At 58.8% G+C, this 25,436-nt stretch carries 20 protein-coding genes; 7 read left to right on the top strand and 13 right to left on the bottom strand.

The window, feature by feature from the left end; translation table 11 throughout:
* Positions 1-22: 22 nt before the first annotated feature.
* Positions 23-505 carry a GreA/GreB family elongation factor gene (locus CHB79_RS17830; RefSeq protein ID WP_010485775.1) on the bottom strand — a complete coding sequence of 161 codons (483 nt, stop codon included), beginning with the start codon at positions 503-505 and terminating at the stop codon, positions 23-25.
* Positions 506-676: 171 nt separating this feature from the next.
* On the opposite strand from CHB79_RS17830, the gene CHB79_RS17825 reads away from it, so the two are divergent.
* Positions 677-907, top strand: a complete 231-nt coding sequence (locus CHB79_RS17825; RefSeq protein ID WP_010485777.1) for a hypothetical protein — start codon at positions 677-679, stop codon at positions 905-907.
* Between the two features lie 26 nt (positions 908-933).
* Here the strand turns inward: CHB79_RS17825 and yccS are convergent, their stop codons facing one another.
* A complete protein-coding gene (gene yccS, locus CHB79_RS17820; RefSeq protein ID WP_089361013.1) occupies positions 934-3,111 on the bottom strand; it encodes a YccS family putative transporter in 2,178 nt (725 codons plus the stop codon).
* A 97-nt stretch (positions 3,112-3,208) separates the two neighbouring features.
* Here yccS and CHB79_RS17815 point away from each other — a divergent pair, with 97 nt between their 5' ends.
* The 4 genes from CHB79_RS17815 to ald all read left to right on the top strand — a co-directional run bounded on the left by CHB79_RS17815 (position 3,209) and on the right by ald (position 6,577).
* Positions 3,209-3,853 carry a TetR/AcrR family transcriptional regulator gene (locus tag CHB79_RS17815; RefSeq protein WP_245851557.1) on the top strand — a complete coding sequence of 215 codons (645 nt, stop codon included), beginning with the start codon at positions 3,209-3,211 and terminating at the stop codon, positions 3,851-3,853.
* A 48-nt stretch (positions 3,854-3,901) separates the two neighbouring features.
* Entirely contained in the window at positions 3,902-4,582 is a 681-nt protein-coding gene (locus CHB79_RS17810; protein ID WP_089360884.1) for a glutathione S-transferase N-terminal domain-containing protein, read from the top strand.
* An 18-nt stretch (positions 4,583-4,600) separates the two neighbouring features.
* Entirely contained in the window at positions 4,601-5,290 is a 690-nt protein-coding gene (locus CHB79_RS17805) for a glutathione binding-like protein (protein WP_089360883.1), read from the top strand.
* A gap of 165 nt (positions 5,291-5,455) precedes the next feature.
* Positions 5,456-6,577 carry an alanine dehydrogenase gene (gene ald, locus CHB79_RS17800; protein ID WP_089360882.1) on the top strand — a complete coding sequence of 374 codons (1,122 nt, stop codon included), beginning with the start codon at positions 5,456-5,458 and terminating at the stop codon, positions 6,575-6,577.
* A gap of 20 nt (positions 6,578-6,597) precedes the next feature.
* On the opposite strand, the gene CHB79_RS17795 is transcribed toward ald, so the two are convergent.
* From CHB79_RS17795 to dbpA, 4 genes are all read right to left on the bottom strand, one after another.
* Complete coding sequence (locus CHB79_RS17795) at positions 6,598-8,445, bottom strand: SLC13 family permease (protein WP_089360881.1); 1,848 nt, start codon at positions 8,443-8,445, stop codon at positions 6,598-6,600.
* Positions 8,446-8,623: 178 nt separating this feature from the next.
* Entirely contained in the window at positions 8,624-9,844 is a 1,221-nt protein-coding gene (locus tag CHB79_RS17790; protein WP_425439612.1) for a BaiN/RdsA family NAD(P)/FAD-dependent oxidoreductase, read from the bottom strand.
* 33 nt (positions 9,845-9,877) lie between these two features.
* Positions 9,878-10,339 carry a DUF302 domain-containing protein gene (locus CHB79_RS17785; protein WP_089360880.1) on the bottom strand — a complete coding sequence of 154 codons (462 nt, stop codon included), beginning with the start codon at positions 10,337-10,339 and terminating at the stop codon, positions 9,878-9,880.
* Between the two features lie 99 nt (positions 10,340-10,438).
* Positions 10,439-11,818: an ATP-dependent RNA helicase DbpA gene (gene dbpA, locus CHB79_RS17780; protein ID WP_089360879.1), complete on the bottom strand. Its 1,380-nt coding sequence runs from the start codon at positions 11,816-11,818 to the stop codon at positions 10,439-10,441.
* Positions 11,819-12,018: 200 nt separating this feature from the next.
* Between dbpA and CHB79_RS17775 the strand changes: the two genes are divergently transcribed.
* The gene (locus CHB79_RS17775) at positions 12,019-13,704 is read left to right on the top strand and encodes an aspartate-alanine antiporter-like transporter (RefSeq protein WP_089360878.1); all 1,686 of its coding nucleotides are present in this window, start codon (positions 12,019-12,021) and stop codon (positions 13,702-13,704) included.
* 63 nt (positions 13,705-13,767) lie between these two features.
* Here the strand turns inward: CHB79_RS17775 and mdtD are convergent, their stop codons facing one another.
* The 5 genes from mdtD to CHB79_RS17750 form a co-directional block, all read right to left on the bottom strand.
* Complete coding sequence (gene mdtD / locus CHB79_RS17770) at positions 13,768-15,189, bottom strand: multidrug transporter subunit MdtD (protein WP_089360877.1); 1,422 nt, start codon at positions 15,187-15,189, stop codon at positions 13,768-13,770.
* Between the two features lie 312 nt (positions 15,190-15,501).
* Positions 15,502-17,202, bottom strand: a complete 1,701-nt coding sequence (gene betA / locus CHB79_RS17765) for a choline dehydrogenase (RefSeq protein WP_089360876.1) — start codon at positions 17,200-17,202, stop codon at positions 15,502-15,504.
* A 114-nt stretch (positions 17,203-17,316) separates the two neighbouring features.
* Positions 17,317-18,789, bottom strand: a complete 1,473-nt coding sequence (gene betB, locus CHB79_RS17760) for a betaine-aldehyde dehydrogenase (protein ID WP_089360875.1) — start codon at positions 18,787-18,789, stop codon at positions 17,317-17,319.
* 299 nt (positions 18,790-19,088) lie between these two features.
* Positions 19,089-19,679, bottom strand: coding sequence for a transcriptional regulator BetI (gene betI / locus CHB79_RS17755; protein ID WP_089360874.1), 591 nt, complete (start codon positions 19,677-19,679; stop codon positions 19,089-19,091).
* 79 nt (positions 19,680-19,758) lie between these two features.
* Positions 19,759-20,094, bottom strand: a complete 336-nt coding sequence (locus CHB79_RS17750) for a putative quinol monooxygenase (protein WP_010485806.1) — start codon at positions 20,092-20,094, stop codon at positions 19,759-19,761.
* 166 nt (positions 20,095-20,260) lie between these two features.
* On the opposite strand from CHB79_RS17750, the gene mdaB reads away from it, so the two are divergent.
* Positions 20,261-20,851 (top strand): NADPH:quinone oxidoreductase MdaB, encoded by a 591-nt coding sequence (gene mdaB / locus CHB79_RS17745; RefSeq protein WP_089361011.1) that lies wholly within the window; start codon positions 20,261-20,263, stop codon positions 20,849-20,851.
* Positions 20,852-20,864: 13 nt separating this feature from the next.
* Here the strand turns inward: mdaB and adeC are convergent, their stop codons facing one another.
* Entirely contained in the window at positions 20,865-22,295 is a 1,431-nt protein-coding gene (gene adeC, locus CHB79_RS17740) for an AdeC/AdeK/OprM family multidrug efflux complex outer membrane factor (RefSeq protein ID WP_089360873.1), read from the bottom strand.
* Entirely contained in the window at positions 22,292-25,429 is a 3,138-nt protein-coding gene (locus CHB79_RS17735; protein ID WP_089360872.1) for an efflux RND transporter permease subunit, read from the bottom strand. Before CHB79_RS17735 ends, adeC begins: the two co-directional genes overlap by 4 nt.
* Positions 25,430-25,436 lie beyond the last annotated feature (7 nt).

Here is a 25,436-nt window from a genome sequence, read left to right as displayed (position 1 = left end):
TGCTCAGTCTTCTAATCTTAGGTTAGTTGACCCATAGAACCTCGAAGTGTTGCGTACCATTGGCAATTTTCAAGATCACTTCATCGCCAAGGGTCTTGCCGAGCATGGCTTTGCCCAGCGGGGCCTCATGACTGATTACCTGAATGCTCCGCTCGCCATGGTGCAACTTCATGCTCGCGCCGTTGGGGCCGAGCAGAAACAACTGCTCGCTTGCATCTTCATCCGCCAGGCAAATCAATGCGCCCAGGGCGATGCCGGACTCTTCTGTGAAAGGGCGCAGCTGCAACTGACGCCACAGGGTGATTGCCTGGCGGATTGCCTCGACCCTGCGCGCCTGGCCGGTTGCCAGATAGGCCGCTTCCAGGCCCAGGGTGTCGTATTTGTTCTCGGCGATGTTCTCTTCATGGGTTGCGCTTTCGTGCGCGACTTGCGCAGCGTGCGTCGCAGCCTGCAGGTCTGCCTCAAGGCGGGTCAGTACGAGTTGCTGCAGCAGTGATTTATCCATGGGCAGTGGCTACTGGGTGGGAGCTGGCGCGCAGGGTAACTGAAATGACCGAGTTGCGGGAACGTTGCAATTGTCTTGCACCAAGGTCTAGTGTTGCCAAGTCAGTGCTTGGACGATAGTTGGTCACTGCTGAAAATACTGCGCTGGTTAGGCCCGGCCGGAGGATCTTTGATGGACCTGTTACGTGCAATTGGCTTTTGCTTCCTGGGAATAGTAGTGCCGCTGGGGGCTCTGTTGGCGAGTAATCCTTCGGGAATCGCGCAGTGGTTATCCGAGCTGTTCGGCACGGATGTCACCCGCGCCTCGCTGGGTATTGGTTTTCTGGCGCTGGCGGCCATTTGCCTGAAGATCGACCTGACCATTCGACGCCGGGCGCAGGCGGCCAAGGCGCGACTGGCCTGAGCCTGCTATTGGCGGCGTGCACGGGCCTAGTCGGGGGCTGCGCCTTTGAGCAAGTGCGCCGAGGCCGTGCGAATAGGGCCCAACTGCCGACAAATTAGCGCCAGCTGGGTTTGCACCAGGCGCTGCTGGTCGTCCAGTTCATCGGGAACCTGTTCCAGTTCAAGGGCAAGCTGTTCTTCTGCGTCGCTGTGAATCGCCACGCCGCTTTTATCAATCAGGCCCCTGGCGATTTCATCGAGACTGGCCGCCAGTTGCTCGGCACTGGTCAGCAGGTGTTGCTGGGTTTCATCCAGCTGGATTTCACCGCGATGCGCGCCGAGGCCGGAGAGATAGCTGAGCAAGGTGTGCGACAGCACCAGGAAGCGAAAACCAATGTCCGACTCCTTGCGGAAATGGCCTGGCTCCATGAGCATGTTGGCCAGCGTGGTCGACAGCGCAGCATCGGCGTTGTGGGCATTGCGCCGCGCCAGCCGGTAGCGGAGGTCGTCACGCTTGCCCTGGGCGTATTGCTCAATGATCTGTCGCAGATAAGTGCTGTTGCAACTTAGGGTTGTGGCGACCATGCGGTTGAGGCTGCGGCCTTGCCAGTCTGGCAGGATCAGGAACACAGCCAGCCCTGCAATCAAGCTGCCGAGCAAGGTATCGACCAGGCGCGGTATAAACAGCCCGTAACCATTGCCCACCTGGTTGAAACAGAACAGCACCAGCAAGGTGATGGCGGCGGTGGCCAGGGTATAGCGGCTGGTGCGCGTGGCGAAGAATGCAACCCCGGCTGCTACGGCGAACAGCGACTGGATCAGCGGGATTGGGAACAGGTCAAACAATGCCCATCCAATCAGCAGGCCAAGTACCGTGCCGCTCACCCGCTGGACCAGCTTGCGCCGTGTCGCGCCGTAATTGGGTTGGCAGACAAACACCGTGGTCAGCAATATCCAGTAGCCTTGCGCCGGATGAATCCAGTTGAGCACGGCATAGCCGACTGTCAGCGCAATCGCCAGGCGCAATGCGTGGCGAAACAGGAATGAGCTGGGTGTGAGCTGGGCGCGGAAGCGGTTAAGAACTTCTTTGAACGACTGTGGTTCGCGATCGAGCAGGCTGCTGTCTTGTTCGTCCGCCAGCGCATCGGGGTTGCTGGCATTGCTGAACAGGTTGTCCAGGGTGCCCAGGTTGTTGGCCAGGGCATTGAGTGAGCGCAGTAGATGACGCTGCGTGGGGCTGGCTTGCTGGCGCAGATAGTCGAGCGAATCATGCAGATCGGCCAGGGCCTGGCTGCACAGCTCGCGAAACATAAAGGGTTGACGTAACTCGACCGCCTCAGCCAGCCGCTCACAGGCTTCGCCATGTAGCCGCAACAGGCGCTGGCAGCGAAACATCACATCGCTGTGGAAGAAGGCTTCAGCCAGTTCGTTGTACGGGTAGTGCGATGAGCTGGCGCGTTCATGAATGTCTTGGGCCAGGAAATACAGCTTCAAGTAACGGCTGACTTTGCGTCCAGGCCGGCCGTTGCCGACGCGATGCAGGATTATTTCCTTGGTGGCATTGAGCGCGGCGACCACCTGGCCATTCTGTTTCGCCAGTGCCAGCCTGCGCTCCTCGACATCCAATTGGCGCAGCGGCTCGAACAGGGCTGCCTTGAGCTTCAGGTAGCGGCCCAGTTCACGGAACAACCGGGCCAGGCTCAACTGGACCGGCTGATTGGAAAACAGCGCATGCCAGACTACCGACAGCAAGCCATACCAAGCGGCGCCCGCAACCAACAGCATGGGCTGCACAAGCGAACCACTGGTGCCGCCACGCTGCTCTACGCCGATCATGCTGTAGATCGCCAGGATCAGTGTCGCCGAGCCCAGTGTTGCGTAGCGCTCGCCCAGTGCGCCAAGCATGGTCAGTGAGAAGGCCGAGGCGGCCAGCGCAGCGGCAAATAGCCAAGGGTAGCCAAAGACCCACTCCACAGTCAGCGCAGCGGCACTGAAACAACACAGTGTCACCAAGAGCGCCGTCAGGCGACCTTGCCAGCTGTCATCGGTCTCGGCCAGGGCGCTGGCGATAACTCCGAGGAAGAGTGGGATCAGCGCGTGCATCTGGTCCTGCGACCAGCACAGGATCAGGCTGCCGCTCAGTGCGATAAAGACGCGCAGGCTGTAGCTGAATTTGTCCAACGCCCAGAGACGGCGCAAAGATTGGCGTAATGAAGGACGAGTCATCGGCTGGCCTTGCTGCATGAGTGCTTGCAGATTAACGGATCAGTTATGACGAGTGCTACCGGTCAGGCGATACATGCGAGGCTGCGGGCAGTCGCCAATGAACGGGTTGAACCTCGGGCTTGATATTTGGAACCGATCGGTTCTAAATGTGCCAATGAATCGCGGACGCCCTAAATCATTTTGCCCCGAGCAAGCCCTTGAAAGCGCCATGCAGGTGTTCTGGCAGCGGGGCTATGAAGCCACGTCGCTGCAAGATCTGCTTGCGGCTACCGGCTTGTCGAAAAGCAGCCTGTATCAAACCTACCCGAGCAAACAGGCCTGGTTCGAGGCGGCCTTTACGCGTTATTGCCAGCACCGCCAGGCACTGTTGATCGAGTCACTCGAGCAAGCAAGCTCGCCCCTTGAGTACATTCGCGGTCGCTTGCTGGGCGTGCTCGATGACGATGGCCTTGATGGCATACCGCGCGGCTGCATGCTGGTCAATGTGGCCAATGAGTTCTCGCTCAATCAACCCGAGATCCTGAGCCTGACCAAACAGGCCACAGAAGGTTTTTCCCAGGTCTTGGGCGCTGCGCTCAAGCGCGCCCAAGCCGTGGGGGAATTGAGTGCGCAGGCTGACACCGAAGCCTTGGGGTTTTACCTGCAAGCCGTGATCAGTGGTTTGCGCACGCAAGTAAAGTCGGGGGTGTCGGCGCAGCGAATCGCATCCACCGTGGACCTGGTGATGAGCCAGTTAAGGTAATTTTTTTAGCAAAATATGGACTGATCAGTCCTAAAAAAGGAGGCATGCATGCTGGAGCTATTCGAACTACGGGGCGCTGACCCAGAGATTCTGTTTTCGCCCTATTGCTGGCGGGTGCGCTTGGCACTGGCGCACAAGGGCTTGCCATTTACTGGGAGCCCCTTGCGCTTTACCGACAAAGAGCCCTTGGCGTGCTCGGGGCAAAACCTGGTTCCGGTCATTCGCGATGGTGAAACCGTGGTGAACGACAGTGTTGCCATATTCGAGTACCTGGACGCCACCTATCCGCAGCAACCCTTGCTCGGCGACAGCCTGGCTGCCAACCGCGCGCGATTGCTGGAAAAACTGACCTTTACCGCATTGCGCATGCCACTGCTGAAGCTCTTGGTACCCCGGGTGTACGCTGCAATTGATGACGCGGACAAGGACTATTTCCGCACTAGCCGTGAGAAAGCCCTTGGCATGACCTTGGAAGCCTTTGCCGACAGGCAGCTTGGCCTGGACTCATTTGTACTGGCGGTTGGCCCGCTTGAAGCCTGGCTCAAGACACAACCGTATCTGGATGGCGAGCAACCTGCAGGCACCGACTATCTGGTCGCAGGTCTGTTCTTCTGGGCCTGGTGCCTTGGCGAGCAGCCATGGCCTGCCGAATCGGCAGTCGACGCTTGGTTCCAGCGTATCCTAAAGCGCTATGAGGCTGAGTTCGGGGTGGTAAAACGCGCGGCTTGAATTGATCGGAGGTAAGCCATGATCGACCTGTATTACTGGACAACGCCCAACGGCCACAAGATCAGTATCTTCCTTGAGGAATCGGGCTTGAGCTATCAGGTTCGTGCAGTGCATATCGGTAAAGGGGAACAATTTGCCGCTGACTTCCTGAAGATAGCGCCGAACAACCGTATCCCGGCCATTGTCGATCATGAGCCCGCCGATGGTGGTGAACCGCTTGCCGTGTTCGAGTCGGGCGCGATCCTTGAATACCTGGGTGACAAGAGCGGGCAGTTTTTGCCACGCTCGTTGCGCGCCCGTACCGAGGTTTTGCAATGGTTGCATTGGCAGATGGGTGGGCTCGGCCCAATGGCCGGGCAGAATCACCATTTCAATCGTTATGCGCCTGAGCCTGTCCCTTACGCAATCGAGCGTTACGTGAAGGAAACGGCGCGTCTGTATGGCGTTCTCAACCGACAGCTTGAGGGGCGCGACTATGTTGCCGGTGACTACTCGATTGCCGATATGGCCATCTACCCCTGGGCCAGGGGCTGGGAAGGGCAGAAGCAGGATCTTGCTGACTTTCCCAATATGGCTGCCTGGCTGGAGCGTGTTGCCGAGCGACCTGCAGTGCAGCGCGCCTATGCCCTGGTCGATCAGATAAACCCGGACCCGGATGCCCTGGTTTCGGCGCAGGCGCGCAAGTTGTTGTTTGGCCAAGGCAACTGACCCGCGATGTGCTTGTTGCCTGATCAAGCGCCTGATTAGTGCCGAATTACTCTGGATTTCAGGCGTTTTAACTGAAATCAGTGGTTATTTCAGACGGGCTTGTACGTCAGTTTTCCTAAACTTAGGAGATACAACACTGACATACCTGACCTGCCGGAGGTGGCTATGCGTATTGGCGTACCCAAAGAAATCAAGAACCATGAATACCGTGTCGGCCTGACACCTCACTCTGTTGCTGAATTATCTGCCTTGGGCCATGAGTTGCTGGTCGAAACACAGGCTGGTGCTGCAATCGGTTTTAGCGATGCCGATTACGTGGCCGCCGGGGCGCAAATAATGACCAGCGTCGAGGCGCTCTTCGCTGACGCGCAACTGATCGTCAAGGTCAAGGAACCGCTGGCCCAAGAGCGTGCCCGGCTTCGCCCGGAGCAGACCCTGTTCACCTATTTGCACCTGGCCCCGGACCGCCCGCAAACCGATGACCTGATCAACAGCGGTGCCACCTGTATCGCCTATGAAACCGTGACCGATGCCCATGGTCGCTTGCCCTTGCTGGCGCCCATGTCCGAAGTGGCGGGGCGTATGTCGATCCAGGCCGGCGCCAATTGCCTGGAAAAAGCCAAGGGCGGCCGTGGCGTGCTGCTCGGCGGGGTGCCTGGCGTGGCGCCAGGTAAAGTGGTGATTCTCGGCGGCGGTGTGGTTGGCAGTCATGCCTTGGCCATGGCCGTTGGCCTGGGGGCTGATGTCACTGTGCTGGATAAAAGCGTCGATGCCCTGCGCCGACTCGACTCGTTATACGGTAACCGCATCACTACCCTGTATTCGACGGGTTCGACCTTGCGTGAGCAGATCCTGGCGGCCGACCTGGTAATCGGCGGGGTGCTGATTCCAGGGGCTGCTGCACCGAAGTTGATCAGTGCCGAAATGGTCAAGCAGATGCAGTCTGGTGCCGTACTCGTGGATGTTGCCATTGACCAGGGCGGTTGCGCTGAAACATCCAAAGCCACAACCCATGCAGAGCCAACATATGTAGTCGATGATGTGGTGCATTACTGCGTGGCCAATATGCCGGGCGCTGTGGCGCGCACCTCGACACTGGCGCTCAATAACGCAACCCTGCCTTTTGTTATCGAGTTGGCGCAAAAGGGGCCACGTCGTGCCCTCGAAGAAAACCAGCACCTGTGCAACGGCCTCAGCGTTGCCAAGGGCAGGCTGACCTGCTCCAGTGTGGCAGAAGCCCATGGCTTGGAGTATCACAGCGCAACCGGCATGCTTGAACAGCTCTGAGTTGCTTGCGGGCCTGGTCGTTACAGCGGCCAGGCCCACAGCAGCATTGGCACGCTGACCAAGACCACGACAATTTCCAGCGGCAAACCGAGGCGCCAGTAATCGCCAAAACGAAACCCGCCAGGGCTGAGGATCAAAGTGTTGTTCTGGTGGCCGATTGGGGTGAGGAAGGAGCAGGATGCACCAATGGCCACCGCCATCAGCAAGGGGTCTGAGTTGACCTCAAGCTGAGTCGCCAGGCTCAACGCAATCGGGCACATCACGGCGGCGGTAGCGGCGTTATTCATAAAGTCTGACAGGGTCATGGTGACGATCAGCAATACCGCAAGCACCACGACAGGTTGCCCCTGCGCGATGTTTTCCATCAGCAGCCGGGCCAGCAAGTCCGCCGCGCCGCTGCTGGACATGGCGCCAGCCACGGGGATCAAGGCACCGAGCAAGACAATCACCGGCCAGTCGATCGACTCGTACAGCGAACGCAACGGCACCACGCGCATCACCATAAACACCAGCACCCCGCAGGCAAAGGCAACCGCAGCAGACAACAGCCCGAACGCAGACAGGGCAATAGCGCAGACCATTACACCAATGGCCAGCCCGGCCTGACCCGGGTTGGGAATGCTGATTGCGCGATCAGCCAGGGGCACGCAGCCATAGTCGGCGGCAAACTCGGCAATGTCATCCAATGAACCCTGCATCAGCAATACATCGGCGCTCTGGATTTGTGTCGAGCGCAGGCGTTTGACAGAGCGGTGGCTTTGCCTGGAAATGGCCAGCAGGTTGATGGAGTACCGGCTGCGCAACCTGGTGCCGCTGGCCGTGCGGCCGATCAGCTGGGCATCAGGCCTGACCAATAGCTCCTGCAGCACACTGGCTTCACCATTGTCCTTCTTGTCCGAATCCTCGGCCTCTGGCTGGTCTTCGCCGGTACTGGGCTCGCGTTCATTTTTCGGGTCTGCTTCCTTGTTCTTTTTCGCCGAGTCACTGGCTTCCAGGGTCAGCCCGAGATTACTCAAGACGCTACCCAATGACTCGGGTTCGGCCTCGATCACCAGCACGTCGTCAATCTCAAGCACCCGGCGCGGGTTGGGCGCGGAGAGACGCATTTTGTTGCGCACCATGGCTACAATCTGTGCGTCGGCTTCCTCCAGCGATTGCTCGACTTCTCGAATGCTCTGGCCAACGGCCTTGCCGCCCTTGAGTACGCGTGCTTCGGTGAGGTAGGTGCCGGTTTCGAAGCTGGCCGCATTGCCGACCTGACGTTTTGGCACCAGGCGCCAGCCAATCAGCAAGATAAAGGCAATGCCGATCAGGGCGACAGCGACGCCGACCATGCTGAAGTCAAACATGCTAAATGGACCCGCATCGGTTTTCGCGCGGAAGCTGGAGACTATCAAGTTGGGTGGCGTACCGATCAAGGTGGTCATGCCGCCAAGGATGGTGCCGAAGGCGAGCGGCATCAGGACGCGGCCTGGCGGCATCGATTGCTTGTTGGCGACCTGCAAGGCGATCGGCATCAGCAAGGCGAGCGCGCCGACGTTGTTCATAAAGGCCGACAACATGGCGCCGAGAATGGTCAGTGCGGCCATGGTGAGCAATGGCCCGGCTTTCTTGGGGATAACCCGCTGCGCCAAGGCATCCACCGCGCCGGTAATCTGCAGGCCGTGACTGAGCACGAGCACGCAGGCGACCGTGATTACCGCAGGGTGGCCGAAGCCGGCGAAGGCGTCCCGGTCGGGCACCAGGCCGCAGATAACACAGGCAAGCAATGCGCCGAGCGAGACTATGTCGTGTCGCCAGCGACCCCAGATAAACAAGCCCATGGTGATGGCGAGAATGGCAAAGATCAATCCTTGGTCTTGAGTCATGTAGCGGATAATCCTGTGCAGGGTCGGACAACTGTCAGCTAGACACTCGTGCTACAAATACTCTATCTAATAAAGCAGATCACACAGCCAAGCGGCAGTTCCATGCCAGGATTAATTTGCGCCAAAGATCTGGGTTGCCGAGCCGTCTATTCAGGTCGGTTTGGTCCCGGCTCAGTGGTTAGACATATTGGGCGGCTGCATAGCCTGATGCCCAGGCCCACTGGAAGTTGAACCCGCCCAGGTGGCCGGTGACATCCAGTACTTCGCCGATAAAGTAAAGCCCTGGGGACTTCAAAGACTCAAGGGTTTTCGATGAAACCTCGCGGGTGTCGACTCCGCCCAGGGTGACTTCCGCCGTGCGGTAGCCTTCGGTGCCTGAGGGCACCAATTGCCAGTTGGATAACGCCTCGGCAATAGTCTTCAGTTCGCCCGGTGTGTACTGCTTCATGGGTTTGGAGGCAAACCAGCTGTCGGCAAGCAAAGCTGCCATTTTCTTGGTGAAAAGCTCCGCGAGCAGGGTCTTGAGTTCGGAGTTAGGGCGTTCAAGTTGCTGGGTTGCCAGCCATTGGGAAAGATCGATATGGGGCAGCAGGTCGATTGCGATGCTGTCGCCAGGTTGCCAGTACGAGGAAATCTGCAGGATGGCCGGGCCACTCAGTCCACGGTGGGTGAACAGGATGTTTTCGCGGAAGCTGGTGCCGTTGCAACTGACCATGCAGTCTTCAACCGAAGTGCCGGACAGTTCCGTGCACAGGGTTTTGAGTTGCGGGTCGGTAATGGTAAATGGCACCAGGCCTGCGCGAGTTGGCAGCAGCTCATGGCCAAACTGCCTGGCGACCTGATAACCAAAGCCCGTGGCGCCCAGGGTCGGGATGGAAAGCCCGCCCGTGGCAATGACCAGCGACTGGCATTGCACCGGGCCAAGGGTGGTTTCAAGGCTGTAGCCGCTTTCTTGCTTGCTGATGGTTTTGACCGAGGTATCCAGGCGCAGGTCAACGCCTGCTTCCGCGCATTCAGCCAAGAGCATTTGCAGGATGTCACTGGACTTGTTGTCGCAAAACAGCTGGCCGAGCTTTTTTTCGTGATAGGGCACGCCATGCTTGGCGACCAGGCCGATAAAGTCCCACTGGCTGTAGCGCGCCAGGGCTGATTTGCAGAAGTGCGGGTTGCCCGAAAGGAAGTTGGCCGGCTCGCAATACATGTTGGTGAAGTTGCAGCGCCCACCGCCAGACATAAGGATCTTCTTGCCCGCCTTGTTGGCGTGGTCAAGCAACAGAACACTACGACCCCGACCCGCCGCAGTCAGGGCGCACATAAGTCCGGCGGCACCGGCACCGATGATCACAACATTCGCAGCGAGCACAGCAACTTCCTCAACCCAGGCACAAAGTGCGGGCATATTACCCGAAGGCGCCAGCCGCGTATCGCCGGATCAGGGTGCTTGAGGCGCGACGCTCTCATCGGCGATGGCCTGCAGAACGGCTTGCAGCTTGCCAATTACCGGGCAGTCGCCGGCACTGTGCCGTGCGCCTATGTACGCTGGATCGTTGTAACCGACCCAGACTTGTTCCGAGGCATCCTGCCAGACCAGGACCTTGAGCGGCAAATCGATTGCCGAGGTCTGCGCGCACTCCATCAGCGGCGTGCCACCTTTGGGGTTGCCGAATATCAGCAGTTGGGTCGGCTGCAGGGGCAAGCCGACCTTCGCCGCGCCGGCAGCATGATCGACCTTGGCAAAAACCGTCAGCTCACGGGTGCCGACTGCATGCTCGACACGTTGCATCGTCTGGCTGACATCGTAGGGGCTTTTAAGCCTAACCAGTCCTTCGGCTGCAGCGCTCATCGAGCTGACCGCCATCAGGATCAGGCTGGTAAATAATTTGCGAGCGTTCATGTGCTGCTCCTGCCTTGATTGGAGAGTCCATCAAGGCAATAGAGCGAGCGCTGGTCGTTTTGTTTCAGCGCTTGACTGGCAAGCGCTGGGTCGACGGGCCTAAAGCGCTCTAACGCGCAGGCTGCGGCCTTTGATCTTGCCGTCGTTGAGGCGTTTGAGGGCCTGCTTGGCAACACCGCGCTCGACTGCCACGTAAGCCTGGAAGTCGAAAATAGCGATCTTGCCGACCTGGGTGCCAGCAATACCGGCATCGCCAGTCAGTGCACCGAGAATGTCGCCGGGACGTAGCTTGTCCTTGCGTCCGGCGCCAATGCACAGGGTAATCATCGGTGGCTGCAAGGGTTCGCCGACCAGGGGCTTGAGGCTGCTCAGGGGCTGCCAGTTGAGGGCGCCTTGCTGGAGCTTTTCAATCGCTTGGGCGCGGTGCGCTTCAGGTGGCGCAACCAGGCTTACGGCCACACCCTTGGCTCCTGCGCGACCGGTACGGCCAACGCGGTGGATATGGGTTTCCGAATCGCGGGCCAGCTCTACGTTGATCACCATGTCGAGGGCATCGATATCCAGGCCACGCGCTGCCACATCGGTTGCCACCAGTACGCTCAGGCTGCGGTTGGCAAACATCGCCAGCACCTGGTCACGGTCGCGCTGCTCAAGGTCGCCATTGAGCGCACCGGCGGAAATACCATTGGCGCTCAGGTGGTCAACCACTTCCTGGCATTGCTGCTTGGTGAAGCAGAAGGCTACGGCTGATTCCGGGCGAGCGCTTGCCAGCACCTTGACCACGGCATCCATGCGTTCCTCCGGGGAGATCTCATAGAAACGCTGCTCGATTTGCGTGTCATCGTGCAGGGCTTCGGCTTTTACCCGCTGCGGGTCGCGCATGAACGAGGCCGACAACTGCTTGATGGCACTCGGATAGGTGGCCGAGAACAACAGCGTCTGGCGGCGATCCGGGGTGTGGCTGATGATCTCGGCGATGCTGTCGTAGAACCCCATGTCGAGCATGCGATCGGCTTCATCGAGAATCAGCGTGTTGAGGCCGTCGAGCTTGAGCGTGCCTTTGGCCAGGTGCTGCTGAATACGCCCCGGTGTGCCAACGATGATCTGTGCGCCGTGCTCAAGCGAGCCGATCTGCGGGCCAAACGGCACGCCGCCGCACAAGGTCAATACCTTGATGTTGTCAGCACCACGCGCCAGACGACGGATTTCCTTGGCCACCTGGTCGGCCAGCTCGCGAGTCGGGCACATCACCAGTGCCTGGCAACCGAAGAATCTAGGATTCAGCGGGTTGAGCAGGCCGATACCAAAGGCGGCGGTTTTACCACTGCCGGTTTTGGCCTGGGCGATCAGGTCCATGCCCTTGAGTATCACCGGCAGGCTTTGCGCTTGAATCGGGGTCATCTGCGCATAGCCGAGCGATTCGAGATTCGCCAGCATGGCGGGCGAAAGTGGCAAAGATGAAAAGGCGGTGTTAGTCACGATACAGACCTGCAAAAACGAAATGGCGCGCAGTGTAACAGGTGCGGCGCCCGGCACTGTGCTCGGGCCGACCGAAGCACCGGAAAATAGTTGGATGCCGGCAAGGGGATTTTTAAATCTGCGCCTATGCTTTGGAACAGTAGCCTTGAATCCGGAAACTTTCGCGCAGGGTACCGCTGGCTTGCCAACAGGAGGTTGTAATGGACGTCTTAATCCAGTGGCTGGGTGAGCATCCCGAAGTGATGCTGTTTTTCAGCCTGGCCCTGGGTGTAGGCCTGGGCCGGATACAGCTGTTTGGCTTCAGCCTGGGCAATGCCGCCGGGGTGCTGTTGGTGTCTGCGGTGTTGAGCAGCCTGCTCGGTGGTGACGATGGCTTTGCCTTGTCGGGGCAAATCAAGACCTTGGCCTTTTCACTCTTTGTATTTGCCGTCGGTTACCGGGGTGGGCCTGAGTTTTTTGCATCCCTTGGCCTTGGAACCTTGAAGCAGGCCGTGGTGACCCTGGTTATTGCCGCAACCGGCTTGAGCACGGCGATGTTGTTGTCCTGGTATTTCCAGCTGGATATCGGCACCACTTTGGGGTTGGCGGCAGGCGGCATGACCCAGACCGCCATGCTCGGTACGGGGTATGGCGCATTGGCTTCGCTGCCAATCAGTCATGATGAGCTGATGCTGATGGAGGGCAATGCCGCGGTGGCTTATGCCCTGACCTATATTCTCGGCACCGTGGGCGTGGTCCTGTTCTGTTCGCAAATCGGCCCGCGCCTGCTTGGGGTCGACCTGGCTGAAGATGCGCGACGCTATGAGGCGCAGCATATCGAGGACGACACCATCGGCTTGAATCTGCGGCCGGTGGAGCGCAGGGTCTACAAAGTAAGGCGCCTGGCGGGTAGAACCATTGCTGAATTCGAAGCCATGCTTCCGGGGCGCGCGTCCTGTGAGCGGATTAAACGCGGCAATGCCTGGATAGAAACCGTTGGCCGGGTGGTTTTGCAACGCGGCGATTTATTGCTGATGGTCGGGCGCCGGGAAGATCTTATCCAGGCCCGGCGTTTAGTCGGACGCGAGGTTCAGGAACCCGAGCTGCTGGGCGCGACCATCGAAACCATTGAGCTGGTGTTCAGTAACCATCAATACCACAACCTGCCCGTGCATGAGATCGCCCTGCGCGCAGGCGAGATGGCGCGTGGGGTTTTTCTTGAGCGTGTCACCCGCTCAGGGCGTGAGTTGCCCATGCATCAGGATTTGGTGCTGCTTAACGGTGATGTATTGGTGCTCTCGGGATTGCCGGAAGATATCGCCCGGATCCAGCAGATGATTGGCCCGATTGTGTCGCGTGATGAGCGCACGGATCTGGTCTGGCTTGGCCTTGGCTTGGGTGTCGGCACGGTGTTTGGTTTGGCCGCGGTGACCATCGGCGGCGTGGCGGTGACTTTGGGCAGTGGCGGTGGTGCTTTGGTTGCCGGCTTGGTGATTGGCTGGTGGAACGCGCGCTCACCACGCAATGCCGCCATGCCCGCACCGGCTGGGCGCGTCTTGTGGGATTTGGGGTTGGCCCTGTTTTGCGCCGTGGTGGGCCTGTCTGCAGGCCCGCAAGCCTACGCCGCATTGCAAAGCCAGGGCCTGTTGGTGCTCGGCTGTGGCGCCTTGGTGACGTTTATCCCGCTGTTGGTCGGCTTGTTTTTTGGTCGCTTCGTGCTGGCGATTCCGACAGTGATTCTGGTCGGCTCGCTGGCAGGCTCGCAAACCCAGGACGCGGCGATGATTGCTGCATCTGACGCCGCTGGCAGCACCTTGCCGGTACTGGGCTTTACCGTACCCTATGCGATTGCCAACGTGTTGCTTACCGCACTTGGGCCTCTGGTGGTGATTTTGCTCTACAGCTGAAGCCGCGCCCTGGGTTACAGGTCGCCGCCTGCGCATGCCACAGCATTTCGCGAGCCAGGCTGGCTAGTCCTGTGGGTCGACTTCAGGGTTGGCCCGCCTTGGGCTGCGTCCTTCGGCCGGGGAAAGTTGCAGGAAGATCGCGGCCGCGAACATCGAGAGTAGACCGATGCACAGGTAGGTGGCTTGGAACGCCCAGGCAACCGCATCGGGATTACCTTTGTTTTCTGCACTGAAACCACTCAATAACGCCGCCGCCGCTGCAATCCCGATACTCATCGACAGTTGCACTACCACCGACAGCAAGCTGTTGCCACTGCTTGCTTCATCGTCGCGCAGATCGATCAGGGTCACGGTATTCATGGCGGTGAATTGCAGTGAGTTGAAGGCACCAATGAGCGACAACTGGACGATGAGCTGTAGTGGCGAGCTATTGCCATCAACCAGGGCCATGCTGGCGATAAGCGCGCCGAGCAGCAAGGTGTTGCCCGTGAGGATGCGGCGGTAGCCGAGGCGATCAATCAATGGTTTGGCCAGCGGCTTCATAAGCATCGCCGCGAGCGCCAGCGGGATCATGCTCATGCCCGCTTGAGACGGTGAGTAACCCATGGCCAGTTGCAACAATAACGGCGTCAAAAACGGCAACGAGCCGCTGCCCAGGCGAGCGAACATATTGCCCAGTATCCCGACGGCGAATGTGCGGGTGTTAAACAGTTTGGGCGAGAACAGCGCGTTTTCCGTGCGCCCGGCCCTGAGCCAGTAAGCGGCCAGGCAGGCGAGTCCGCCAAGTAGCAGCAACATCACTCGGACATGGGCCATGCCCAACTCACCCAAGCCTTCGAGGGCAATGGTGATCAGCACCATTGAGGTGCCGAACAGGATGAAACCTATGGCATCAAAGCGTGTGCGGTGCGGCCCGCGCAGATCAGGCATCAGCTTGAATGCTGCCCAGCAACCCAGTGCGCCCACCGGTAGATTGATCAGGAAAATCCAGTGCCAACTGGTGTATTCAACCAGCCAACCGCCCAGGGTTGGGCCAATCAGGGGCCCCAGCAAGCCCGGCAGGGTGATGAAACTCATGATCCTCACCAGATCGCTACGCGGGTAGGCTCGCAGCACCACCAGACGCCCGACCGGCATCATCAGGGCGCCGCCAAGGCCCTGGATGACCCGGGCACCGATCAGCATGTTGAGTGATTGCGAGAGTGCGCACAGCAGCGAGCCGAGGCTGAACAACAAGATTGCGCCAAAGAATATTCGCCGGGTGCCAAAACGGTCGGCAATCCAGCCGGACGCAGGAATGAGCAGGGCCACGGTGAGCATATAGGCGATGACCACCGATTGCATGCGCAAGGGGTCTTCGGCCAGGTCATGGGCCATGCTCGGCAGGGCAGTATTGAGAATGGTGCCATCGAGCGTTTGCATGAAAAACGCGATGGCAACAATCCAGGGCAGCAGGCGGGCTGTGCGTGCGTCAAGCGGCAGCATAGAGAACCTCGGTCACAGCAGATCCTTACAACTGTAATGCAATCTGTGAACCCTTGCTGAGCAATGCAGCGGGCTAGAGGGTTCGGCTTACGGTGTGGGGACAACGAGCAGGCTGTGCAACGCGAAGCTTGCCGACCATGCACACAAGCCCGCTAACGATCAGCCAAAGAACCAATCTTCACTGCCGAAGAAGGCGTTATCCAGCGTTGTTCGCAGATACGCGAGCAGTGCCCAGCCACAGGACAAACCTGCGGCTATTGATTGAACACCGCTGGACAAGCTTCGCGTTGTCGCGGCCTGCTGTTTGCCGGCTTATCGAGCGGTTGCCGTTGTACGCATGGCTGGCCCGCGCACTACCGCGCCATTGGCAACAAAGTAAGGGGCGGTACTGCGCGGTAGAGGCTCGCGGCCGCGAATTTTATCGGCGATTTTCTCGGCCATCATGATGGTTGGGGCGTTCAGGTTACCGGTGGTGATCAGCGGCATGATCGAGGCATCGACTACGCGCAAGCCCTGCAGGCCATGCACTCGGCCCTGGCCGTCAACCACTGCCATCTCGTCTTCACCCATCTTGCAGGAGCAGGATGGATGGAATGCGGTCTCGGCATGTTCACGGATAAAGTTGTCCAGTTGCGCGTCGCTGGTGATATCGGCGCCAGGACTGATTTCGCGGCCACGGTACGGGTCTAGCGCAACTTGCGCCATGATCTCGCGGGTGATGCGAATGCCGTCGCGGAATTCTTGCCAGTCTTGCTCGTGCGCCATGTAGTTGAACAGGATGCTTGGGTGCTGGCGTGGATCTTTAGACTTGGCGCGCACACGGCCACGGCTTGGTGAACGCATGGAACCCACGTGCGCCTGGAAACCATGCTCGCTGACCGCATTGCTGCCGTTGTAGTTAATCGCCACGGGCAAGAAGTGATATTGAATATTTGGCCATTCGAACTCTTCGCGTGAGCGAATAAAGCCACCGGCTTCAAACTGGTTGCTGGCGCCAACACCATCACCCATGAACATCCACTTGGCGCCAATGCCCGGCTGGTTCCACCACTTGAGGGCAGGGTAGAGCGACACCGGCTGTTTGCAGCTGTATTGCAGATACATTTCCAGGTGGTCCTGCAGGTTTTCACCCACGCCTGGCAGGTCGTGGACCAGGGCAATGTCCAGCTCCTTGAGCAAGGCTGCCGGGCCAACACCCGAGCGTTGCAGTATTTGCGGCGAAGCGATCGCGCCACTGCACAGCAGCACTTCTCGGCGTGCAGTGACGTTCACCGGGGTATTGCTGTCGCCTTGCAAGTAGGCCACGCCAGTCGCACGCTTGCCGCTGAACAGGATACGGTCGGTCAGGGCATGGGTGACTATCGTCAGGTTGCTGCGCTCACGGGCCTGGTCAAGGTAGCCGCGAGCGGTGCTGGCGCGACGGCCCTTTGGCGTGACCGTGCGATCCATTGGCCCGAAGCCCTCCTGCTGGAAACCATTGAGGTCGTCGGTGCGGGGGTAACCGGCCTGCACTCCGGCTTCTATCATGGCCTGGAATAGCGGGTTGTTGCCGGTTTTCGGCGTGCATACACTCACAGGCCCATCGCCGCCATGATAGGCATTGGCGCCAATGTCGCGGCTCTCGGCCTTGCGAAAATACGGCAGGCAGTCGTGATAGCTCCAGTCTTCGAGCCCGGCATTTTTTGCCCAGCCGTCGTAATCCATGGCATTGCCACGGATGTAGCACATGCCGTTGATCAGCGATGAGCCGCCCAGGCCCTTGCCGCGACCGCATTCCATGCGCCGGTTGTTCATATGCGGTTCCGGGTCGGTTTCGTACGCCCAGTTATAGCGACGGCCTTGCAGGGGAAAGGCCAACGCAGCAGGCATTTGCGTACGGAAATCCAGGCGATAATCCGGGCCACCGGCCTCGAGCAGCAGTACGCTGACATCGCTGTCTTCGGTGAGTCGGGCGGCCAGCACATTACCAGCTGAGCCAGCGCCAATGATGATGTAGTCAAATTCCTGCTTCATGATCTTTACCTGCGTTGCGGCGGTTGCGATGGCGCGCTCTGCACAGTGACGGCACTGCCTGGAGCGTCGTGCTAAACGAGGGCCGGCCAGCGCTGCCGGCCCTGTGGCTGGCGTTTAGAAAACCGAGGCGTAATCGCCCAATTCAACCTGAATCGACTTGATGCGCGTGTAGTGGGTCAATGTGCTCAGGCCATTCTCGCGGCCAACACCAGACTGCTTGTAGCCGCCCACAGGCATTTCGGCAGCAGACTCGCCCCAGGTGTTGATCCAGCAAATACCGGCTTCGAGCTTGTGGATAACCCGGTGGGCACGGTTCAGGTCACGGGTCACAAGGCCAGCGGCCAGGCCATAGTCGGTATCGTTGGCGCGGCGCACCACTTCATCTTCGGTGTCGTAGACCAAAATGCTCATGACCGGACCAAAGATCTCCTCGCGGGCGATGGTCATGTCATCGGTGCAGTCGGTGAATACGGTTGGCGCCACATAGGTGCCTTTGGCAAATTCGCCCTCGGTCACGCGTGCGCCGCCACAGAGCAAACGTGCACCTTGGGCCTTGCCAGTCTCGATATAACGCAACACGTTGTGCATGTGGTTTTCGCTGACCAGGGGGCCGAAATTGGTGTTTTCGTCCTGCGGATCGCCCAGGCGAATACGCTTGACCCGCTCGGCAATCTTGTTCTCGAAGCGCGATTGCAGCATGCGTGGCACAAACACCCGGGTGCCATTGGTACAGACCTGGCCTGAGCTGTAGAAGTTGGCCATCATCGCAATGTCGGCGGCGCGGTCGAGATCCGCATCTTCAAAGATGATCAATGCAGACTTGCCGCCCAGCTCCATGGTCACCTCTTTCAGCGAGGAGCTGGAGGCGCTGGCCATGACTTTCTTGCCGGTGACGGTGCCGCCGGTGAAAGACACCTTGGCGATGCCCGGATGCTCGGTCAGCATCTGGCCAACCGTGCTGCCGCTTCCGGTGAGGACGTTGAATACACCGTCCGGAACCCCGGCTTCGGTGTAGATTTCAGCCAGTTTCACCGCGCTCAGCGAGGTGACTTCACTGGGCTTGAAGATCATCGCGTTACCAGCCGCCAGTGCTGGTGCGGATTTCCACATGGCGATCTGGATTGGATAGTTCCACGCGCCAATACCGGCCACTACGCCAAGGGGTTCGCGGCGGGTGTAGACGAATGAACTGTCACGCAACGGAATCTGCTCGCCTTCGATAGCCGGGATCAAGCCCGCGTAGTACTCAAGTACATCGGCGCCGGTGACAATATCGACAAAGCGCGTTTCCGACAGGGGCTTGCCGGTGTCTAGGGTTTCAAGTTCAGCCAGTTCATCGTTGCGTTCGCGTAGGATATCGACAGCGCGGCGCAGAATTCTTGAGCGCTGCATGGCAGTCATGGAGGCCCAGACTTTTTGCCCTGCGCTGGCGCTGGCTACCGCCTGATCGACATCTTGCTGGTTGGCTTGCTGGATATTGGCCAGGACTTCACCGGTGGCGGGATTGATGCTTTCGAATGTGGCGCCGCTGCTGGAGTCGACGTAGCGGCCGCCAATATAGAGTTTCTGGTCTTCGAAACGAGCCATGGGAAATCCTCTTTTCGTGGTGCTGTGCAAGGCAGACAAAATGCTTGATGCGCATTTGTCGGATATGTCGGCGGTTGAGCAGTGCGTATTTAGCTGCGTTGTGACGGCCGGAAATGATGCCATTAGGCTACGTTATTTTTATTGAACGATCAATCAACAAAAATCCTGCGGGCGACCGAAACCGCTCTGTTAGCGACAGGCTCTACGCGGTTTACAGGTTGTTGAGTGCCGAGCCAGAGCAGCGCTCAGCCCTGCAGCGAGCTGGCAACTTGCAGAGTATTTCGCTGCTGTGCAGAGAGTTAGGCAGCGTCGCCGAGCTGCATATCGAGATAGTCATAGGCGATGTTGAGCGCTTCGGCGGTATCGAAACCCTCGCCGGACAATGCGCCACGCAGCCATAGGCCATCGATCAGCGAGGCCATGCCCCGTGCGGCAGTGCGTGCCCGTTCTTGAGGCAGCACGCGGCGAAATTGCCCGCAAAGATTGGAGTAAAGGCGGTGGTCGTTGACCCGTTGCAAGCGTTGCAGCGAAGGTTGGTGCATGCTGCTGGCCCAGAAGGCCAGCCAGGTTTTCATCGCCGGGCCGTTGACCTGGCTGTCATCAAAGTTGCCGTCGATGATTGCACGCAAGTGAGCCCTTGGGCTGTTGTCCTTGAGCGCGCTGCGCCTTGAGCGGACCGCATCGCTCAAGGCCAGCATCAAGTGGCGCATAGTGGCTTCGAGCAAGCCGTTCTTATCTTGGAAATAATGGCTGATGATGCCGTTGGAAACGCCAGCCAGCTTGGCGATATAGGCAATGCTGGCGTCACTCATGCCAACCTGGTCAACAGCTTGCAACGTGGCGGCTATTAGCTGTGAACGGCGGATCGGCTGCATTCCGACCTTGGGCATCAGAGACTCCAATGGGTACATGAAAGGAGCGCCAGTCTATGGCCTTTTTTATTGATCGATCAATCAATATTAGCCTCGCTTATGCGCTGCCAACCGGCGGCATCGGCTGCCAGGTGGATGGCGTGATGGGATTGATCATGCGCACCTGCAACTCGCGACTCAGGTAGTTCATGCGTTGCTCATGGAATTGGCGCATGTGGGGTAGGGCGACGTGTTTGTCGAAGGCCGCCTGGTCTTGCCAAACCTCATAAAAGGTAAAACGGCTAGGCTCAGTTGGATCGCGCAGCATGTGGTATTCGATGCAGCCACTTTCGGCGCGGCTGGACTGGATATAACCGGCGAACAGTTCGGCAAACGCCTCAGACTGTTCCGGCTGGGTGTAGGCGTCGAGGATAAATGCGTATGGCTGGTTCATAAGGTGCACTCAAGGAAGGCTGGATTGATAGCTTCACTTTAAGTCAGTAAATTAAGTTTTATTCGTGATTTTTAAGCAATTATTATTTGCCCGGCAGCCTGTTTTTAGCTGCGCGCGGGGCCATTAGACTGCGCGCAACTTTGAACTTATTGGGATGGCCGACACTATGAATAAAGTTTTGCTGCTCGACGGTGGTAAACAGTTCGCTCACTCAGCAGGGCGCTATAACAGCACCCTGCATGAGACTGCGTTGCAGGTGCTTGATCACGCAGGTCTTGAGCTGAAAACAACCCGTATCGATGAGGGGTACGATATTCAGCAGGAGGTTGAGAAATTCCTCTGGGCAGACGTGATCATCTATCAAATGCCGGGCTGGTGGATGGGCGCGCCCTGGACTGTCAAGAAGTACATAGACGAGGTGTTTACCGCAGGCCATGGCAGCCTCTACGCCAATGATGGGCGAACGCGTTCCGACAGCTCGCAGAAATACGGAAGCGGTGGTTTGTTGCAGGGCAAGCAGTACATGCTTTCATTGACCTGGAATGCGCCAACCCAGGCCTTTGATGACCCGTCTGACTTCTTCGCCGGCAAAGGCGTTGATGCGGTGTACCTGCCGTTTCACAAGGCCAACCAGTTTCTGGGTATGAGTGGCCTGCCGACCTTCATCTGTAACGATGTGATGAAGGCCCCGGCAATCGAACAGGATCGCAAACGCTATGCGGCGCACCTGGCCGAGGTGTTCGCACTGGCGCAGTAAGGGCAAGCCCGGGCTAGGGTTCTGATCCGTCGGCGAGCTCGCTTCCCGGTTGCCAGCCTCCGCCCAGGGCTTTGTACAGGTTCACTTCGCTGCTGAGCTGGGCGAGGCGGTCGCTGATCAAGTCCTGGTGCACCTGAAACAGCAAGCGCTGGGCATCAAGGAAGATCAGGTAGCTGTCGACCCCGCCACGGTAGCGCTGCTGCGCCAAATCGAAGTACTGCTGGGTGCTGTCGAGTAATGCCTGTTGCGCTGCGAGCTGCTCTTTGTAGGTCAGGCGCGCGGTTAATCCATCCGAGACTTCTTGAAAGGCCAGTTGAATGGCTTTTTCGTATTGCGCGACCTGGCTGTTTTTCTCGATTTCAGCCACGTCCAGTGATGCCCTCAGGCGTCCGGCGTTGAAAATCGGCAGGTTGATTTCTGGCTGGAACAGCCAGGTGCCGCTGCCACCACTGAATAAGTCCGACAATGACGAGCTCATTGTGCCTGCATTGGCGGTCAGGCTGATGCTGGGGAAGAAGGCCGCGCGGGCAGCGCCAATATTGGCGTTGGCGGCTTTGAGCCGGTGTTCTGCCTGAAGAATATCCGGGCGACGTTGCAGCAGCTGCGAGGGCAGGCCGGCCGGTACTTCCGTGAGCAACGTATCGCTCAGCTGCGGACTGGCTGGCAGGTTTTGCGGCAGGTCGCTGCCGAGCAATAGCACCAGTGCATTCTGGTCTTGTGCCACTTGCCGACGATACTGGGCCAATACCACCTTGGCGCTATCGAGTGAGGTTTTCGCCTGACTCAGAACAATCGCCGAAACAGCCCCTGCTTCCAGGCTGCGCTTGGTCAGGTCATAACTGTCCTGGTAGGTCTTGACCGTCTGCTCTGTGAGTTCCAGCAGTTGTCGGTCGGCTTGCAAGGTAAACCAGGCATTGGCAACGCTGGCGATCAGGCTGATGCGCACGCTTTGTTGCGCCTCGATAGTCGCGAAGTACTGCTCCAGCGCCGCCTGGTTAAGGCTGCGCAGGCGGCCAAAGAAATCCAGCTCCCAGGCACTGACACCCAAGGTGGCGCTGTATTGGCTGTTGATGCTTGAGTCGCTGCTCTGGTTGACGCCTTCCGGTATGCGCTGGCGGGTGCCCGTGCCATTGGCGTTTACCTCGGGAAAGAGTTCGGCCCGCTGGATGCGGTATTGCGCCTGATACGCCTCTACATTCAAGGCCGCAACACGCAGGTCGCGGTTGTTGTTAAGTGATTGCTCGATCAGCTTGATCAGCGCAGGGTCCTTGAAAAAACTGCGCCATTCCTGCAGTTGCGCCGCTTCGGTAGTGCCCTGGGCGGGGTAAGCACCGGCACTTGGGTAAACTGCAGTAACCGGTGACTCCGGCTGGCTGTATTCCGGGTTCATCGAGCAGCCGCTGAGCAGGGCGAGGCTGAGCAGGCTCAGGGTAAATTTATTCATGGCTGCACCTCATCCTGCGCAGTCCTTGCACGCCTTTTGGGTTTAAACCAGGAACTGACCAGGACAAAGAATAATGGCACCCAGAAGATGGCCAGCAGGGTGGCGCTAAGCATGCCGCCGATAACGCCTGTGCCTATTGCATGCTGGCTGCCCGCGCCTGCACCGCTGGATATGGCCAGTGGCACCACGCCGAGGATAAAGGCCAGCGAGGTCATGATGATCGGCCGCAAACGCATGCGACAGGCTTGCAGCGTGGCCTCGACAAGGCCCTTGCCCTGGTCGTTGAGTTCTTTGGCGAACTCGATGATCAAAATGGCGTTCTTTGCCACCAGGCCAATGGTTGTGAGCAGGCCAACCTGGAAGAACACGTCATTGGACAGTCCGCGCATGCTGGTCGCCAGCAGCGCACCGACGATGCCCAGCGGCACCACGAGCAAGACCGCCAGCGGAATGGTCCAGCTTTCATACAGTGCGGCCAGGCACAGGAACACAAAGATCATCGACAAGGCATACAGCGCTGGAGCTTGTGAACCAGAAAGCCGTTCTTCATAGGATATGCCCGTCCAGGAATAACCCACGCCCACCGGCAGCTGGGCGGCCATTTCCTCCATCGCCTGCATGGCATCGCCAGTGCTGTAGCCCTCGGCTGGCGCGCCGAGAACCTCCATGGCTGAAACGCCGTTATAGCGCTGCAGCTTTGGTGAGCCCGAGACCCATTTGCCGCCAGCAAAGGCGCTGAAAGGCACCATTTTGCCGTCGCTGTTGCGCACATACCATTTGTTCAAGTCTTCAGGGGACATGCGTGCCGCCGCTTCGCCTTGCAGGTAGACTTTCTTTACCCGTCCCTTGTCGATGAAGTCGTTAACGTAGCTGGAGCCCCAGGCAATCGACAGTGTGTTGTTGATGTCGTTGAGGCTCAAGCCCAGGGCTCGCGCTCGCTCATCGTCGATTTCCAGTTGGTATTGCGGCTCGTCCTTCAGGCCGTTGGCCCGCACGCCGGTGAGTGCCGGGTTCTCACGTGCCATCCTGAGCAACTGATCCCGCGCTTCAGTCATGACCTCGTGGCCGACGCCTGCACGGTCTTGCAGAAACATGTCAAAGCCGCTGGAGTTACCCAGCTCACGGATCGAGGGCGGGGCAAAGGCAAACACCAGGGCGTCGGTGATCGAACGAAAGCGCGCCTGGGCGCGGGTTACCAGGCTGAACACGCTGTTGACCTCGCCGGGACGTTCTTCCCAAGGCTTGAGGGTAACAAAGGCCATGCCGGAGCTTTGACCGCGCCCTGCAAAGTTGAAACCGCTGATGCTGAACACCGACTCGACGATATCGCCTTCTTCATCGAGCAGATAGTCGCGCACCTGATCCACTACATCCTTGGTCCGGGCCATGCTGGAGCCTGCGGGTGTTTGCACCTGAACGTAGAACGAGCCTTGGTCTTCCTCGGGCAGGAAGGCGCTGGGAATACGACTGAACATCCAGGCAATGATGCACAGGATCAATGCGTAGAGGATGAGGTAGGGCAGCTTGTGCCTGAGAATACTGCCAACGCTACGCTCATAGCCGCTTACGCCGCGCTCGAAGGTGTTGTTGAACCAGCCGAAGAAGCCCCGCTTGCTGTGAACCTGGCCGTCCTTGATCGGCTTGAGCAGGGTCGCGCACAGCGCTGGGGTGAAGATCAGTGCAACCAGTACCGAAAGGCTCATGGCGGCAACAATGGTGATTGAGAACTGACGATAGATAACGCCGGTCGAGCCGCCGAAGAACGCCATCGGCAGGAATACGGCAGACAGCACCAAGGCAATGCCGACCAGCGCCCCCTGGATCTGGCCCATGGATTTACGTGTGGCTTCAAGCGGGGAGAGCTTTTCCTCGGCCATCACCCGTTCAACGTTTTCGACCACTACGATGGCGTCATCCACCAGCAAGCCAATGGCCAGCACCATGCCGAACATGGTCAGGGTGTTAATGCTGAAGCCGAATGCATCGAGCACCGCAAAAGTGCCAAGCAACACAACCGGCACGGCCAGGGTCGGGATCAGCGTGGCGCGGAAGTTCTGCAAGAACAGGTACATCACGCAGAACACCAGGACTATGGCTTCCATCAGGGTGAAAATCACCTCTTTGATCGAGCCGGCGATCACTGGGGTGGTGTCGTTGGGATAAACAATTTCAAGGCCTTTCGGGAAGAATGGCTTGAGGTCTTCGAGGGTGCTGCGAATGGCTGCTGACGTCTCCAGCGCGTTGGCGTCAGTGGCCAGCTTGATGGCCATGCCAGCGGCTTGCTTGCCGTTATATTCTGCCGAGGTGCTGTAGTTTTCTCCTCCCAGTTCAACCTTGGCGATATCGCCAAGACGGACCTGGGAACCATCAGCGTTGACCTTGATCAGGATGTTTTCGAATTGCTCCGGGGTTTGCAGCCGGGTTTTGCCAATGATGGTCGCATTCAGTTGCTGGCCAGACTGGGCGGGTAATTGACCGAACTGGCCCGATGAAATTTGCACGTTCTGCGCTTGAATGGCGGTCTTGACATCCACCGGCGTCAGTTGGTAGTTGTTCAGCTTTTCCGGGTTGAGCCAGATACGCATGGCGTATTGCGCACCAAAAATCTGGAAGTCGCCGACGCCTTTGGCCCGCAGCAGTGGATCCTGGATATTGGAGACTATGTAGTCGGCGAGGTCGTCGCGATCCATGCTGCCGTCTGTCGATACCACACCGACGATCATCAGGAAGTTACGCACGGCCTTAGTGACACGAATTCCTTGCTGCTGCACTTCTTGCGGCAGCAGAGGCGTTGCCAGTTGCAACTTGTTCTGCACCTGTACCTGAGCGGTATCGGCATCGGTGCCCTGGTCGAACGTCACCGTGATGGTCATGGTGCCATCTGAGTTACTTTCCGAGGAGATATAGCGCAGGTTGTCGAGGCCATTGAGTTGCTGCTCGATCACCTGGGCGACAGTGTCCTGGACGGTTTGTGCTGAGGCGCCGGGATAGTTGACCCTGATGCCGATGGCCGGTGCGGCGATGTTCGGGTACTGGTTGATCGGCAGATTGAGGATGGCCAGGCTGCCGACCAGCATGATCATCAGGGCAATGACCCAGGCAAAGATCGGCCGGTCGATAAAAAAACGAGACATGCGTGCC

The organism is Pseudomonas segetis, assembly GCF_900188155.1.
GTDB lineage: Bacteria > Pseudomonadota > Gammaproteobacteria > Pseudomonadales > Pseudomonadaceae > Aquipseudomonas > Aquipseudomonas segetis.
Note: the sequence above shows the minus strand (reverse complement) of the source record. Positions and strands in the feature narration are given on the sequence as shown.

What these genes read in the sequence shown, in the direction of transcription:
- CHB79_RS17830 (WP_010485775.1), bottom strand. Translation starts at nt 505, where the DNA reads ATGGATAAATCACTGCTGCAGCAACTCGTACTGACCCGCCTTGAGGCA.
- CHB79_RS17825 (WP_010485777.1), top strand. Translation starts at nt 677, where the DNA reads ATGGACCTGTTACGTGCAATTGGCTTTTGCTTCCTGGGAATAGTAGTG.
- yccS (WP_089361013.1), bottom strand. Translation starts at nt 3,111, where the DNA reads ATGACTCGTCCTTCATTACGCCAATCTTTGCGCCGTCTCTGGGCGTTG.
- CHB79_RS17815 (WP_245851557.1), top strand. Translation starts at nt 3,209, where the DNA reads ATGAACGGGTTGAACCTCGGGCTTGATATTTGGAACCGATCGGTTCTA.
- CHB79_RS17810 (WP_089360884.1), top strand. Translation starts at nt 3,902, where the DNA reads ATGCTGGAGCTATTCGAACTACGGGGCGCTGACCCAGAGATTCTGTTT.
- CHB79_RS17805 (WP_089360883.1), top strand. Translation starts at nt 4,601, where the DNA reads ATGATCGACCTGTATTACTGGACAACGCCCAACGGCCACAAGATCAGT.
- ald (WP_089360882.1), top strand. Translation starts at nt 5,456, where the DNA reads ATGCGTATTGGCGTACCCAAAGAAATCAAGAACCATGAATACCGTGTC.
- CHB79_RS17795 (WP_089360881.1), bottom strand. Translation starts at nt 8,445, where the DNA reads ATGACTCAAGACCAAGGATTGATCTTTGCCATTCTCGCCATCACCATG.
- CHB79_RS17790 (WP_425439612.1), bottom strand. Translation starts at nt 9,844, where the DNA reads ATGCCCGCACTTTGTGCCTGGGTTGAGGAAGTTGCTGTGCTCGCTGCG.
- CHB79_RS17785 (WP_089360880.1), bottom strand. Translation starts at nt 10,339, where the DNA reads ATGAACGCTCGCAAATTATTTACCAGCCTGATCCTGATGGCGGTCAGC.
- CHB79_RS17775 (WP_089360878.1), top strand. Translation starts at nt 12,019, where the DNA reads ATGGACGTCTTAATCCAGTGGCTGGGTGAGCATCCCGAAGTGATGCTG.
- mdtD (WP_089360877.1), bottom strand. Translation starts at nt 15,189, where the DNA reads ATGCTGCCGCTTGACGCACGCACAGCCCGCCTGCTGCCCTGGATTGTT.
- betA (WP_089360876.1), bottom strand. Translation starts at nt 17,202, where the DNA reads ATGAAGCAGGAATTTGACTACATCATCATTGGCGCTGGCTCAGCTGGT.
- betB (WP_089360875.1), bottom strand. Translation starts at nt 18,789, where the DNA reads ATGGCTCGTTTCGAAGACCAGAAACTCTATATTGGCGGCCGCTACGTC.
- betI (WP_089360874.1), bottom strand. Translation starts at nt 19,679, where the DNA reads ATGCCCAAGGTCGGAATGCAGCCGATCCGCCGTTCACAGCTAATAGCC.
- CHB79_RS17750 (WP_010485806.1), bottom strand. Translation starts at nt 20,094, where the DNA reads ATGAACCAGCCATACGCATTTATCCTCGACGCCTACACCCAGCCGGAA.
- mdaB (WP_089361011.1), top strand. Translation starts at nt 20,261, where the DNA reads ATGAATAAAGTTTTGCTGCTCGACGGTGGTAAACAGTTCGCTCACTCA.
- adeC (WP_089360873.1), bottom strand. Translation starts at nt 22,295, where the DNA reads ATGAATAAATTTACCCTGAGCCTGCTCAGCCTCGCCCTGCTCAGCGGC.
- CHB79_RS17735 (WP_089360872.1), bottom strand. Translation starts at nt 25,429, where the DNA reads ATGTCTCGTTTTTTTATCGACCGGCCGATCTTTGCCTGGGTCATTGCC.